The organism is Streptomyces sp. NBC_01426 (assembly GCF_036231985.1).
Classification (GTDB): Bacteria; Actinomycetota; Actinomycetes; order Streptomycetales; family Streptomycetaceae; genus Streptomyces.
Map to the genome: position 1 here is coordinate 2,436,806 of NZ_CP109500.1, position 14,088 is coordinate 2,450,893.

Consider the following 14,088-nt stretch of genomic DNA (forward strand, 5'->3'; position numbering starts at 1 on the left):
TCACGAACCCTGCGGCTGGCGGGCGGAGTTGGTGTCCAGTCGCGGGCCCTTGGAGAGGAACTCGGACCACGCGAGGGGCACCATGGCCGGGGTGACGGCGCCGTAGCCGAGCCGGATCTGCGCCTGGCTCGCCTCCGGACGCCCGTCGGCGGCCGGGTCCTTCGGGGCGCCGGCGCCGATCTTCGACCGCTCGGCGTCGCTGTCGCCGTTGGCCTGCACCGCGTAGCGCAGGCCGGTGTCGGTGACCAGGAACAGGGATCCCCCGGCGGTGGTCTGCCGGCCCTGCGTCTGGGTGTAGAGCAGACCCGTGCCGGGGGTGACGTACGAGCTGGTGCCGCCGGCGGTGATGTCGAGGGGGAATCCGGTGCCGGCCCAGGTGCTGAGGGTCTGCCTGCCCTGACCGTCGACCGAGCGCAGGACGTTGCAGACGGTGTCGCGCTGCTCGCTTCCCGAGGGGGCGCCGGCGGTCGGCGCGACGCGGTTGAGCTGGGGGCCGCGTCGCTGCGGCCATCTGACCTCGCTCTTGTAGGGGGTGGCGTCCGGGTCGAGCGACTGGAGGTCGATCTCGCGGGCCTTGCCGTGCATGTCGAGGGTGTCGGTCGCAGGTGCGGAGATCAGCAGCCAGGCAATGAACTCCGAGATCGGGGCGACCCGTCCGGGCAGGACCACGTAGTGCTGGGTGCCGACGCCGGTCTGCGCGGTGAGCACCATGCCGACCTTGTTGTCGGTGGTGGCCAGGCCCTGCACGTTCGCGCCGGCGCCGGGCGTGCCGGGCAGTTGGGGGAAGGCCAGGTCGTCGCCGGGGTTGAGGGTGGCCAGCCACTGCTCGGTGACGGACTGCGGGACGGCGCCGGTACCGACGAGGGCGGTGGTGAGGGTGCCCGCGTCCGGCGTGCCCTCGGGGAAGCGGTACTTGGTGCCGCCCGCGTCGACGAGGTAGCGCTCCTTGGCGCCGCCGGTGTTCCGGACGTACAGCAGTTGGCCGCCGGTGACCTTGCCGGCGTCGTCCACGCGTCCCGCCTCGCGGTCGGCGAGCACGAAGGTGGCGGTCTGTACGCCCTGGCCGTTGCCGCCGGGCTGTTGGCAGACCGCCCAGCGCTTGGCCTTGCCGGCGTCCGCGGCGGTGGGCAGCCGGTCGGGGGCGTAGGGGATGCCGATGATCGGGCCGCGCGGCGGCTTGCCGGCGTCGAGGATCCTGTCGTCGATCTGGACGACCTTGAACTTCGAGGGATCCAGGAGGAGTCGGGCGGAGGACAGGTTCAGCACCGGGTGCAGCCGGGTCCGGGCCTTGCCGTTGATCTCGGTGGACAGGACCACGTAGCGGGTCGTGGACTGTTTGCCGACGATGACCGTGGCACCCGGCTCGGCCCAGCCCTTGGGGGCCTGCGGTTTGAACATGCCCCAGGCTCCGAAGCCCACCAACACCAGTGCCCCGACGACCACTCCGGGCAGGACGGCGCGCAGCGGCCTGGGCGCCCCCTCCTCGGTGCCGGTGGCGGACGGCTGGAGGAAGGCCGCCACCGTACGCCGCTTCGCAAAGGTGTACGCGTTGAGCTCATCACGTCGTGATGCCATGGCCGCCTGCTTCTCCCCGCACGGCCCGGTCGGTGAGTACGGTCCCCGAGCCTCGATTGTCTGACCGGGCACCTACTATGCCTCTTGCCGGAGACCTCGTACCGGGGCGGGTAGGCTCTGTTGGCCGTTCAACACCCCCCGGGGCGCGCGATTTCAGGCACCGTGGCGCATCAGGGCCTGTCGGGGCGGATCGAGGGGATTCCCGGTGTCGGGCGGCGAGCGTCGCGCGGCATCGGACGTACGGGGTCCGACCCCGGGATGGGGAGGTGCGCGAGTGATGGCCACCGCGACGCGGTCGCAGACGACCCCGGCCGCACCCGCGGGCGACGGGGTGACACCGCATCCGAGGTCGGGTCCGGGGCGGTTCGGTCCGTTCCGATTGCAACAGCTCGTTCTGCTCCAGGTCGCCGCGGCGGCGCTGTTGGTGGCGTGGGTGGTGGAGCCGCTGCTGCTGATGCCGGCCGGCGCCCTCGCGTCGGTCCTGGTGGTGCTCGCGGTCGTCCGCCGGCGCCGGCGGTCCCTGCCGGAGTGGCTCGCCGGCTCCCTCGCGCTGCGGGCCCGCCGGCGCCGGGCCGCCGCCTTCGCCGTGCCCGCCGGGACCGAACCGGGGCTGGCCCCGCTGGTCGAGGCCGATCCGGCGTTGCGGACCCTGACGTTCGGGGACCGCGATCGGCGGCCGGTCGGGATGGTGGGCGACGGGACGTTCCTGACCGCGGTCGTACAGGTGGACACGGACGCCACCGCGCTGCGGCCGGACCGGGGTGCGCGACCGCTACCGCTCGCCCTCGTACGGGACATCCTCGAAGTGGACGGGATCCGCCTGGAGTCCGCCCAGTTGGTGCTGCACACCCAACCCGCGCCGGCGCCGCGCCTGCCGGCCCGGTCGATGGCCACGCTCAACTACGCCCCGCTACAGGCCCGCACCGGCACGCCCGCGGTGCGATTGACGTGGGTGGCGCTGAAACTCGACCCGGAGCTGTGCCCCGAGGCCGTCACCGCGCGCGGCGGCGGGCTCGGCGGCGCCCAGCGGTGTCTGGTGCGGGCCGCCGATCAGTTGGCGAGCCGGCTGACGGGGGCCGGGTTCCGCGCCACGGTGCTGACCGAGCAGGAACTCACGGGCGCGCTGGCGACGTCCTCGTGCGCGAACCCGATGGCGATCACCCAGGCGGGCCGGTCGGCCGGGTCGGGGCGACGCACGGAGGAGACCTCGCGGACCTGGCGCTGCGACGACCGCCGGCACACCACGTACTGGATCGGCCGCTGGCCGCGGCTGGGCGGTTCCGGGGCCACGCTCCCCCGGTTCGTGGCGCTGCTGACCTCCCTGCCGGCCCTGGCGACGAACTTCAGCCTCACGATGGCCCCCGCCGGGCGACAGGGCGTCACGTTGACCGGGCACGTACGGGTGACCGGGCGCAGTGACGAGGAGTTGGTCGCCGCCCGGCGCGAACTGGAGCGGACGGCGCGGGGTGTGAAGACCGACCTCGTACGTCTGGACCGGGAACAGGTGCCGGGGCTGCTGGCCTCGCTGCCGCTGGGAGGCGCGCGATGAGGGGTGCGGGCGCCCTGCGGGGCGGTTTCGGGCTGGTCGGCCCGCGCCGGGAACGGCACGTGCTGCCGGCGGCGGAACTGGACGTGCTGGCGCTCCCCGTCGGGGACGACGGGGTCGTCATCGGCGTGGACGCCGAGGGCAACCCGGCGGTGCTGGGCGTCAACCGTCCCACCCCGTACGAGGTGACGCTGATCGGCGGTCTCTGGACGGCCCAGGTGCTGGCGTTGCGCGCGGCGGCCACCGGGGCGCGGGTCGCGGTGGAGACCGGGCGCGGGCCGGTGTGGTCCGGTCTGGCGCAGGCCGCCGGCGGCGGTCAGCAGTGCGTGACCCTCCACGAGGTGGGCCGGGTCCCGCCGCAGGGCGCGTCCGCGGGCAGCCCCGTCCTGGTGATCCGGGACTGCGGGATGAGACCGCCGCGCGGCCGGGTGGTGGCGGGTCCGTGGCAGTCGGTGTTGACCCTGCTTCCCTACCTGAGCCCGACGGCGCCCCGGCTGCTGCGGAACTCCTCGGTGGTGGGCGTGCAGCGGGTCTCGCCCGACGAGGCGGAGCAGATCGGCCGCCTGATGGAGCTGCCGGCCGCGGCGGTGGACTCGCTGCCGACGCTGGGTGACGGGGTCACGCTGTGGTGTACGCCGCGGGATCGCACGTTCGTGTTGACGCAGGGCACGGACACGGAGATCGGGCTGCTGGGTCCGGCGCGGCGGATCGACTGAGCCGGCGCGGCGCGAACGGATGGGCGGTGGGCGGTGCGGACTGCGGGTGGTGGGCGGTCCGCACCGATCGGGGGTGGTGGCCGGTGCGGACCGCAGGTGGTGTGCCTCGGGCGGCCGGGACTCCCCCGGATGGGGTGAGCGGGTGCCGGTGACGGTTGCTCAGCGCCCGGCCGACCTGTAGGGAGGGACGTGGTGCCCCCGGTCCGCGGGCCCCCCGCGAGGGCGGGCCGCGCGATGGGGCGCCATTAGGCTGAGTGAGGGCGCGGCGTCGAGGTGGGCGCCTGTGCGGTGTTCGACAAACCAGGAGGACCAGTGAGCGGCGATCGGAACGAGAGGCGCGGCGGGACGTGGGACGTCCCGACGGACGATCAGTCCGACGCGGAGCCCGAAGTGACGGGCGAGTTCACCATCGACTACACCCCGCCGGCCTGGTACACCCAGGGTGCGCCGTCGGCTCCGGCCACGCCGGTGCCGGGGCTGCCCGAGGGCAGCGGGTTCGAACCCCACCGCCCGTCGGACGTGGTCTCGCCCTCCACGATGCGGATCGCCCCGCCCTCGCCGCGGCGCCCGGCCGACGAGCAGGGCGCGCCCGCCGCGTTCACGACGCGGGCCGAGCAGGCGCCCGAACCGGCGTCCCCCGAGCCGCCCCGCTTCGACGCGGCGCTCCCTCACGAGCCCCCGACGGACCGGCCCCCGACGGCGGCTCCGTCGTACCCGGGTCCGGACCAGGCGTACCCCGGTCCGGCCGCGTCGTACCCGGGCCCGGCCGAGACGTCCGCCCCGGCGGACGCGCCCGCGCCGGCGCCCGCCCACCCGGACGTCCCCGCCGCGCCGGTCGCGGAACCGGTCGCGCCGGCTTCGCACGCCCCGGCGCCGGTTCCCCCGTACGCGGGACCCGCCGAGCCGGTGGCCCCGCCCGCGCCCGAGGCGGCGCCGGTCCAGGACACCCCGTCGGCCTCCGCGCCCGCGCCCGCGCCGGTCCACCCCGCTCCGATCCACCCGGCCCCGGTGGATCCGGCTCCCGTAGCCCCGCCCGCGCCCGTCGCCCCGCCCGCGCCGGTCGCGGTGACGCCGGAACCCCCGGCGCCGCCGTACCCCGGCCCCGCACCGCAGCCGTACCCGAACCCCGCGTACGCACCGGCTCCGGTTCCCGCGCCGGTCGAGGCACCCGCGCCCGCACCGGTCGAGCCGGCGGTGCCAGCCGCGCCCGCCGACGGTGTGTCCCCGCCTCCGGTCGCCGCTCCGGTCGCCGCTCCGGTCCCCGCTCCGTTCGCCGCTCCCGCCGATGCGGTGCCCGCGGCCGGGCCTTACCGGGACTCCGCGCCGCAGGCTCCCTTCGCGGAGCCCACGCCCGGGCCGTACGCCCCGCCCGTCACCCCCGCGGACGCGCCGGCGCCCGTCGCCGAGAACCCCTACGGGGGACCCGGTGGGGAACTTCCGCCTCCCGCCTTCGGCACACCCGGCGCCCCGCGGGGCTACGGCTTCCCGCCCTCCCCCGCCGACCGGGAGCCCCGGCCCCCGGCCCCGCACGGGGGATACGGCTTCCCTCCCGCCCCGGCCCCACAGCAACAGCAACAGCAACAGCAACAGCAACAGCCCCAACCGCCGCAGCCCCAACCGCCTCATGTCGATCCCCGTTCGGGCGCGCAGTGGCCGACCGGACCGCAGCAGCCCCCGTACGCGTCCGGTCAGGGCGGCGGCGGGGCGCCGCTCGGCTACACCGCCGCCGTCGAGTTGTCCTCGGACCGTCTGTTGCGGGCCAAGCAGAAGCCCAAGCCGACCCGTTCGGGCTTCCGGTTCGGCGGCAAGGCGGCCGAGGCGGAGCGACTGCGCAAGCTGGAGCTGATCCGTACGCCGGTCATGTCGTGCTACCGGATCGCCGTCATCAGCCTCAAGGGCGGCGTCGGCAAGACCACGACGACCACCGCGCTCGGGGCGACGCTCGCCACCGAGCGCCAGGACAAGATCCTGGCCATCGACGCGAACCCCGACGCCGGCACCCTCGGCCGTCGGGTGCGCCGCGAGACCGGTGCGACGATCCGGGACCTCGTCCAGGCGATCCCGTACCTGAACTCGTACATGGACATCCGCCGGTTCACCTCGCAGGCCCCTTCCGGCCTGGAGATCATCGCGAACGACGTGGACCCCGCGGTCTCGACGACCTTCAACGACGAGGACTACCGGCGCGTCATCGAGACGGTGGGGCGCCAGTACCCGATCGTCCTGACCGACTCGGGCACCGGGCTCCTGTACTCGGCCATGCGCGGGGTCCTCGACCTGGCCGATCAGCTGATCATCATCTCGACGCCGTCCGTGGACGGCGCCAGTAGCGCGAGCACCACGCTCGACTGGCTCTCCGCCCACGGTTACGCCGATCTCGTGTCCCGCTCCCTCACCGTCATCTCGGGGGTCCGCGAGACCAGCAAGATGATCAAGATCGAGGACATCGTCCAGCACTTCGAGACCCGTTGCCGGGGCGTGGTCGTGGTGCCCTTCGACGAGCACCTCGCCGCGGGCGCGGAGGTGGACCTCGACCTGATGCGGCCGAAGACGCGTGAGGCGTACTTCAACCTCTCCGCGTTGGTCGCCGAGGACTTCGTCCGGGCGCAGCAGCAGGCCCCGCAGAACCACTGGGGCGCCCCGCAGGCCGCCCCGGCCCCGCAGGCTCCGGGGCCGTACCACCAGCAGGGGCCCTACCAGCAACAGCCGCCCGCCCCGCAGCCGCCCACCCCGCAGCCGTACGACCGGGCGTACCCGCAGCCCGGTCAGCCCTGGCAGCAGCCCGGGCAGCAGGGGCAACAACCGCCGCAGCCCGGTGGTCCGCCGCGCGACCCCCGGCTCGGCTGACGCCGGCTCGGGCGCATCCGGCGGCATGACGTGAGGGCCCGTACCGTCCCCGGGGACGGTACGGGCCCTCACGTCATGCGTGCGGCCGGGTTCAGCGCTCCGCGTCGTAGGCGTCGGTCAGCACCCGCGCCCGCTTCACGTCGTCGGCGATGGCCTCCAACAGCCCGTCCAGGGACTCGAACTTGGCCATGCCCCGCACGTACGCGAGGAAGTCCACGGCCACGTGCATCCCGTACAGGTCCAGCCCGATCCGGTCGATCGCGTACGCCTCGACGGTCCGCTCGGTGGCGTCGAACTGCACGTTCGTCCCCACCGAGATCGCCGCCGGCATCCGCTCGCCGTCCGCCGTCAGCCAGCCCGCGTACACCCCGTCCGCGGGGATCGCGGTGTGCGGCTGGGTCTCGACGTTGGCCGTCGGGTAGCCGAGTTCGCGACCGCGCTGCGCGCCGCGCACCACGACCCCCTCGACCCGGTGCGGGCGGCCGAGGATCTCGGCCGCGCCGTCCATGTCGCCCTCGGCGACGAGCCGGCGCGCCAGCGTCGAGGAGAACGGCACCCCGCCGCCCGCCTCGCCGCGTTCCACCAGGTCCACGACGTCGACCTCGTAGTCGTAGGTGGCCCCCAGCTCGCGCAGGAAGTCGACGTTCCCGGCGGCCTTGTGACCGAAGCGGAAGTTCGGTCCCTCGATGACGGCGCGCGCGTGCAGCTTGTCGACGAGCACCTTCACGATGAAGTCGGCCGGGGACAGCTGGGAGAACTCCGCCGTGAACGGCAGGATCAACAGCGCGTCCACCCCGAGACCGGACATCAGCTCGGCGCGCCGGTCGTAGGGCGCCAGGATCGGCGGGTGGCTGCCGGGCCGCACGACCTCGCTCGGGTGCGGGCTGAAGGTGACGACGACCGACGGGAGGCCCAGCTCCCGGGCCTTGGCGACGGCACGCCCGATGATCAGCTGATGCCCCCGGTGCACACCGTCGTAGGAGCCGATGGTGACGACGCTGCGTCCCCAGTCCTGGGGGATGTCCTCCAAGCCACGCCAGCGCTGCACTGTGACCGCTCCTCGCCCGAACCCGTATGGTCCCTGTCCTGATGTCGATTGCAGGTCTAAGACTGCCATGCCGCCGGCCGGGGGCCCGCATCGGCATCGGGCCGACTCCGCACCGCGCGACGTGATGTCGGGCGTCGGATGACGTCGGGGAACCGGCCCCGCGTCACGTGATGTCGGGAGCGGCCCTGCTGAGCGTCTCGACCGTGCGTCGGGCCCCCGGCCCGAGCAGCGCGGCCGCCTCCACCCCCGATTCGCCGAGCCAGCGTGCGACGAGGCTCCCGAAGACCGGATCGGCGCGGGCGAGCTCCACCGTCCGGTGCTCGAACACCGCCGGGCCCCCCGGCGTCCCCAACAGCCGACGGCCCGTGCGCCGCAGCAGCTCGCGGGTGCGTTCCTCCGGCCGCGCGCCCACCCAGGCGGCGAGCGCCCCGAGGAAGGCGTCGAGCACCACCGGGTCGGTCTCCTCCCGCAGCAGTACGTCGGCCAGGTCGCCCCGGAGCACCGAGGAGCCCTCCCCGCCGGGCGCGGCCAGTACCCGGGCCAGGGCGACCCGGACGCCGGTCGGGGCGGTCCGCAGCAGGTCGAGGACCAGCGGGCGGAGCACGGGCGTCGCGGTCAGGCCCTGGTCGAGGCGCCGGTCCACGAACACGGCCGCGTGCGGGGCGTCCTCGGGGTGCCGTGCGAGGTGCTCCCGTACGAGGTCACCCGCGCGGCGGGCCAGCCCCGGCGTGGTGAGCGCGGCCAGGGCGCGCACCACCTCCCCGTCGGCGCGGGCCCGCAGGGCGGCGAAGACGGCGTCCGGGTCGGGGAGCACGGGCAGCGCCGCGACCAGCGCCGACGCGGGCAGCCGGGCACCGCCCTCGGGATCCCGGAAGCAGGCGAGGGCGTCGGGCAGGTACCGGGCCCGTACCTGGGGGTCGCGGAGCAGCGTCCCGAGGGCGCTGCCGTGCAGGGTCGCGTCGGCCGGGCGGGCCAGCAGCGCCTGCGCCGCGCGGCGCAGCAGCTCGCGGTCGGCGGGGGCGCGCACGTGCGGGGCGGTGGTCAGTCCGTACGCGGCGGCGGCGACCCGGCGCCCGGGCCGTTCGTCGTGGGCCCAGCGGTCGACGGCCCGGCACAGGGCGGAGGGCTCGTCCTCGGCGAGTACGGCGAGCAGTTCGTCGGCACGCGGATGGGCGGCCGCGACCAGGGCCTCCGCCAGTTCGTCGACGGCGAGGGCGCGGTGGGTGTGCAGCAGGGCCTGGGCGGCGGTGGCGACGGTGGCTCCGGGGCGCCCGCGCAACCGGCGTTCGTCGGTCAGCCAGACGCAGAGCAGCGGCTGGACGAGCCGCGGGTCGCGGGCGAGGCGGCGGGCGGCGGCCTCCAGGTAGCGGTGGTCGCAGGGCAGCAGCCGGCGCAACAGGTCGAGGCGGTCGAACTCGGACAGGCGGAGCCGGTTCCAGAACCGGCCCTCGAAGTCGTCGGGGCCGGTGCGGGCCACGTGTTCGGCGAGGGCGTGCAGGACGGGCAGGTACGGCGTGGCGTCGGGGACCCGCAGCAGGCTCTCGCGGAGCAGGCGGGCCGCCCACCAGACCCGGTCGGCCCGGCCGTCCTCCCCGGGGCCGGGCCGCTCGTGCTCCCGCTCCGCCCGCTCTTCCGGTTGTGACTCCGGTTGCCGCTCCGGTTCGGCTTCCGCGAGGGAGTTCAGCGCCTCCACCAGCCGGGTCAGCAGCGCTCGGGTCTCGGTCGGCGAGAGCCTGAGCAGCGCTTCCAGGACCGTTCCGACACGGTGACGGGGCACGGGCGGGCCCGTCGTGGCGGGGCCGAGGTGCACCAGGGCGTCCAGTGCGGTGGGGACGTCGAGGTGTCCCGCCTGGAGCCAGTCGGAGAGTTCCTCGTGGGCGAAGCGGTACCCGGTCCCGGCGGGGACCAGCAGGCCCTCGGTGAGCACGGCCGAGGCCCAGCCGGTCCGCCAGGGGAACAGCTCCTCGAAGGCGGCCCGGTCCAGCTCGCCCTGCCCCGGCCCGAGGCAGCGGCGGGCGGCCTCGTGCAGCCGCCCCGCGACCCGGGCGGCGAGCCGCCGCACCCCGGGCCCGTGCACACCCGGACCGTGCACCCCGCGAGTCTGGTCACCGGGGCGTCGCGCCGCCGGATCGTCCCCGTCCGCCGGGGCCGCGCCGCACACCGATCCGATCAGGGCCGATACCCGGTCAGTACCCGCGGTGCCCGGGGTGTCGGGGCCGGACGGGGCTCCCGTCGCGCGGATCCGCGACCCGGCCGCGCCGAGCCCGCCGAACCAGCCGGCTCCCGCTCCCCCGGTCCCGCCGGCGCCCGGGGGCGTGGACGGGGCGCCGCCCGGGCCCGGCTCCGAGGGGCCGGCGCCCGTGGCCGCGATCCGCACGGCGACCCGCAGCGCCGACAGGTCGAGGTGCGCCGCGAAGACCTCGTCGCGGCCGGGCCGCCCCGCGGTGACCTCGGCGGCCCGGATGTCGGCGAGCAGGCGCAGGGTGAGGGGGTGTCGGGCGTCGGCTTCCCGCACCGCGTCGGCGGGGATGCCGAGGCGGGCGCGGGCCGTCTGCGCCTCCTCGGGCGTCAGGTCGCCGACCGGCAGCGCGGGCGGCAGCCGTCGGGCCGGACGGGCGGGGGTGTACAGCGCCTCGGGCGGATAGAGGGCGCCGGCCCGCTCCCAGTACTCCGGCCGGGCGGCGACGACCAGCCGGGCACCGATCCCGTCGAGCCACCGGGCGGTGGCCTCGGCCCAGGGCGCCTGTCGTGGGGCGTGGCGCGGGGGCGTCTCCTCCGGGGCGTCGAGGACCACGAGCAGCGCGCAGCCGGCGTCGGCGGCCAGCCGTGCGATCCGCTCGGCGGTACTCGCGGCTCCGGGGGCGGCGCCGGGCTCCGGAACCGGTCCGATCACGGCCGTGCCGGCAGGACCGGCGGGGCCGGAGAGTCCCGGGAGCGGTGCGACGGTGCCCACGCCGATCGCCCGGCCGCCGCGACCGGCGTCGGCGACCGGGGCAAGGGGCCCGACGGACGCCAGGGGCACGAGGGGCGCGAGGGGCGCCGCCGAGCCGAAGCCCCCGGCCGAGCCGAGGCCCGCGGCCGAGCCGAGGCCCGGGACCGGGCCGGCGGACACGGCCGCCTCCGCGCCGGCCATCGCCGCGGGTTCCGGGGACGCCACACGCGCCCTCCCCACGTCCGTCCCCACCTCCGCCTCGGCTTCCGTCCGCGCCTCCGCACCCGCGGAGACGATCCGCCGCGCCGCGGCCAGCGCCCGCCCCACCGCATCGGCCAACGAGGAGTCGCCGGCGCGCAGATCGGCTCCGCGCAGCCACAGCGTGGGCGCGGGCCGGGCCCTGCGGGCGCGGTGCGCGGTCAGGACGGCCAGTGCCGTGGTCCGGCCGGTGCCGGGGGCGCCGACCAGCCCGAGGACGGACCGGTCCGAGGTGGTGAAGGCGGCCAGTTCGGCGGCGATCTCGGGTCGCTCGACGGGTTCCGGCCCGTCGGCGGTGAGCGCCGGGGGCAGGGTGGTCCCGGTCAGCTCCAGCGCGCCGGCCAGGTTCAGGTCGGCGCCGTGTCCGGGCACGGTGGCGGCGTTCCGTTCCAGCAGGGCGGCCAGCGGACCGTCGGGGTCGGCCTCGGCCGCCGCGCGCAGGGGGATCGCAAAGCCGGCGGAGCGGTGCTCGGCGTGCAGAGCGGTGCCCACCACCGCGAGCACCGCTCCGGTCTCGGCGTCGAGCACCGGCCCCCCGCAGGCTTCCCCGCCCAGCTCCAGGGCGTCCCGGCCGGCCGTGCCGATCGCCAGCTCCACCGTGGCGGGCAGGACGTGGAACCGGTCGGTCGCGGTGTAGGTGACCTCCGCGCCGGCCGCGAGCACGCGCGCCTGTCGCCACCCCCGCGCGGGGATCCGTACGTACGTCCCGGGAGTGATCACCGAGCGCGCCCCGATCGGCAGGGGACGCAGTCCCAGCCCGTCGGTGCGTACGAGGGCGAGCGCGAGCCACGGCAGCGGGGTCACGTCCCCCGCCTCGGCGAGCCAGGTGCGTTCCCCCGGGCCGTGCAGCACCACCCGGGCCAGACCGTCCACGGCCTCGTGGCTGGTGATCACCGTGCCGCGGTCGTCCGCGACGAAGCCGCTGCCCCGCACCCGCCCGGCGAGATCGCAGATCCTGACGAGCTCCGTCATTGCCGCACCACTCCCCCGCCGTACCCGTGCTCATGACGTTAGGCACGTGAAGATCAGCGGGAAAAGCACGCGAGGCGAAAGCGCCCCCTTACGCTCCCTCCATTCACTCCGAGCGCCTGCTCGGACGGGTGAATAAAGCACTCCGGGTGGATAGAGAGCTACCCGAGGGGGGTCGTGGAGCGGTGAGCGGCGGTCTCTGTGCGCTCGCCGCTCCACGACAAACACGCGCGACCAGGGGCGCGGCCCCGACGGGACGACCCGACGGTCACCCCGGACGCACGGTCACCCCGGAGGAACCGTCGCCCCGGAGGAACCGTCGGGGCGGACGCGAACGGCCCGGCCCGCCGTGCGGCCCGAGGGCCGTACGAACGCACCGGGCCGAACCGCCCGTCGGACGAACTCCGTCCGTCAGACGAACACCGCGAGCGACTTCGCCTTGCCGCCCTTGCTCTCCACGAGCCCGAGCAGCTGGTCCTGGGGACCGTACACGGCGACCGTCTTGCCGTCCTCGTACTCCTCCGGCATCTCGATCCGCACGCCGTTGGCGAGCAGACCGGCACGCCGGGCGTCCAGGTCCCACCGCGGGAAGGCCGCGGCCGCGGCCTCGCCGATCGGCATGACGGTCAGCTCCTCCTGGAGCTGGTCGAGCGTCCGCGCCCGGTCGAGCTTGTACGGGCCCACCCGGGTGCGCCGCAGCGCCGTCAGGTGGCCGCCGACGCCGAGGTCGGCGCCCAGGTCACGGGCGAGGGCCCGGATGTACGTACCGCTGGAGCAGACGACGGAGACGACGAGGTCGACGACCTTGGTGCCGTCCTCGGCCTCGGCGTCCCGCATGTCGTACACCTGGAAGGACGAGATGGTCACCGGTCGGGCCGGGATCTCGAAGTCCTCGCCGTCCCGGGCGCGCTTGTAGGAGCGGACGCCCTTGATCTTGATGGCGCTGACCTTGGACGGGACCTGCATGATCTCGCCGGACAGCTTGGCGATGCCGGCGTCCACGGCCTCGCGGGTCACCCCGGACGCGTCGGCGGAGGAGATGATCTCGCCCTCGGCGTCGTCCGTGAGGGTGTCCTGTCCCAGCCTGATGGTGCCGAGGTACTCCTTCTCCGTCAGCGCGAGGTGGCCGAGGAGCTTGGTGGCCTTCTCGACGCCGAGGACGAGTACGCCCGTGGCCATCGGGTCGAGCGTGCCGGCGTGGCCGACGCGACGGGTCTTGGCGATCCCGCGCATCTTGGCGACCACGTCGTGCGAAGTGAAGCCGGACGGCTTGTCGACGATGACAAGGCCGTCCGGAGTCTTCCCTGCGTTGGTGCTCATTCCGCGGTTGCGTCCTCGTCGTCCTCGTCCGGCTTCTTGTACGGGTCGGCGTCGCCGGCGTACGTGGCCCCGGAGGACACCTCGCGGACCTGGGCGTCGGAGGTGCGCGCCTTCTCCAGGAGGTCTTCGATGGTCTTGGCGTTCTCCGGGAGGGCGTCCGCCACGAAGGTCAGGGTGGGCGTGAACTTGGTTCCCGCCGCCCGGCCGACCGCGGAGCGCAGTACGCCCTTGGCGCTTTCGAGGCCCGCCGCCGCACTGGCCCGGTCCTCGTCGTCACCGTAGACCGTGTAGAAGACCGTGGCCTCCCGCAGGTCGCCGGTGACCCGGGTGTCCGTGATGGTCACGTGCGTACCGAGGCGGGGGTCCTTGACACCGCGCTGCAGCTTCTCGGCCACCACCTCCCGGATGAGGTCCGCCAGCTTCTTCGCCCGCGCATTGTCGGCCACTGGTCCGTCTCCTTCTTTGTCTTGCAGTCAGTCTTCATCACCGTGGAGCCGCCGTCGTACCGACAGCAGCTCCACTTCAGGACGTGCCGCGACCAACCGCTCGCAGCGGTCCAGTACGTCCGACACGAACCCCGCGTCCCCACTCACCAGGGCGACCCCTATGAGGGCCCTGCGATGCAGGTCCTGGTCGCCCACCTCTGCCGCGCTCACGGAGAACTTGCGTTGGAGCTCGGCGACGATGGGCCGGACGACGGAGCGTTTCTCCTTCAGCGAGTGAACGTCGCCGAGGAGCAGATCGAAGGACAGAGTCCCCACGTACATGCAGTTCCGGATGTCCCGCCGGTGCGGGTTCGGTGGCCTGCCGGCCTACGCGCGGCAGGATCACCAGAACCGTACACGCAACGGCCGGGGCCGATCGACGGATATTCCGC

9 protein-coding genes are annotated in these 14,088 nt (G+C 75.1%); 3 read left to right on the forward strand and 6 right to left on the reverse strand.

The features are described from left to right. A complete protein-coding gene (gene eccB / locus OG906_RS10465) occupies positions 1–1,575 on the reverse strand; it encodes a type VII secretion protein EccB (RefSeq protein WP_329442015.1) in 1,575 nt (524 codons plus the stop codon). Between the two features lie 277 nt (positions 1,576–1,852). Between eccB and eccE the strand changes: the two genes are divergently transcribed. The 3 genes from eccE (at position 1,853) to OG906_RS10480 (ending at position 6,684) form a co-directional block, all read left to right on the forward strand. Beyond that, positions 1,853–3,124, forward strand: coding sequence for a type VII secretion protein EccE (eccE, locus tag OG906_RS10470; RefSeq protein ID WP_329442017.1), 1,272 nt, complete (start codon positions 1,853–1,855; stop codon positions 3,122–3,124). Further along, positions 3,121–3,837 carry a hypothetical protein gene (locus tag OG906_RS10475; RefSeq protein WP_329442018.1) on the forward strand — a complete coding sequence of 239 codons (717 nt, stop codon included), beginning with the start codon at positions 3,121–3,123 and terminating at the stop codon, positions 3,835–3,837. Before eccE ends, OG906_RS10475 begins: the two co-directional genes overlap by 4 nt. A 312-nt stretch (positions 3,838–4,149) precedes the next feature. Continuing rightward, entirely contained in the window at positions 4,150–6,684 is a 2,535-nt protein-coding gene (locus OG906_RS10480; protein WP_329442020.1) for an SCO5717 family growth-regulating ATPase, read from the forward strand. Positions 6,685–6,775: 91 nt separating this feature from the next. On the opposite strand, the gene OG906_RS10485 is transcribed toward OG906_RS10480, so the two are convergent. The 5 genes from OG906_RS10485 to OG906_RS10505 form a co-directional block, all read right to left on the reverse strand. Then, the gene (locus tag OG906_RS10485; RefSeq protein ID WP_267797546.1) at positions 6,776–7,732 is read right to left on the reverse strand and encodes a bifunctional riboflavin kinase/FAD synthetase; all 957 of its coding nucleotides are present in this window, start codon (positions 7,730–7,732) and stop codon (positions 6,776–6,778) included. Between the two features lie 163 nt (positions 7,733–7,895). Next, positions 7,896–11,894, reverse strand: coding sequence for a serine protease (locus OG906_RS10490; protein ID WP_329442022.1), 3,999 nt, complete (start codon positions 11,892–11,894; stop codon positions 7,896–7,898). A 408-nt stretch (positions 11,895–12,302) separates the two neighbouring features. Beyond that, positions 12,303–13,211, reverse strand: coding sequence for a tRNA pseudouridine(55) synthase TruB (gene truB, locus OG906_RS10495; RefSeq protein WP_329442024.1), 909 nt, complete (start codon positions 13,209–13,211; stop codon positions 12,303–12,305). Continuing rightward, on the reverse strand, positions 13,208–13,657 hold the full coding sequence (gene rbfA / locus OG906_RS10500) for a 30S ribosome-binding factor RbfA (RefSeq protein WP_329442026.1): 450 nt from the start codon (positions 13,655–13,657) through the stop codon (positions 13,208–13,210). The genes truB and rbfA overlap by 4 nt, the downstream gene beginning before the upstream one ends. A 27-nt stretch (positions 13,658–13,684) precedes the next feature. Next, a complete protein-coding gene (locus OG906_RS10505; RefSeq protein WP_053675255.1) occupies positions 13,685–13,978 on the reverse strand; it encodes a DUF503 domain-containing protein in 294 nt (97 codons plus the stop codon). Positions 13,979–14,088 lie beyond the last annotated feature (110 nt).

Bases quoted from the DNA above. Each gene is read 5' to 3' on its own strand.
- eccB (WP_329442015.1), bottom strand. From the start codon at position 1,575: ATGGCATCACGACGTGATGAGCTCAACGCGTACACCTTTGCGAAGCGG.
- eccE (WP_329442017.1), top strand. From the start codon at position 1,853: ATGGCCACCGCGACGCGGTCGCAGACGACCCCGGCCGCACCCGCGGGC.
- OG906_RS10475 (WP_329442018.1), top strand. From the start codon at position 3,121: ATGAGGGGTGCGGGCGCCCTGCGGGGCGGTTTCGGGCTGGTCGGCCCG.
- OG906_RS10490 (WP_329442022.1), bottom strand. From the start codon at position 11,894: ATGACGGAGCTCGTCAGGATCTGCGATCTCGCCGGGCGGGTGCGGGGC.
- truB (WP_329442024.1), bottom strand. From the start codon at position 13,211: ATGAGCACCAACGCAGGGAAGACTCCGGACGGCCTTGTCATCGTCGAC.
- OG906_RS10505 (WP_053675255.1), bottom strand. From the start codon at position 13,978: ATGTACGTGGGGACTCTGTCCTTCGATCTGCTCCTCGGCGACGTTCAC.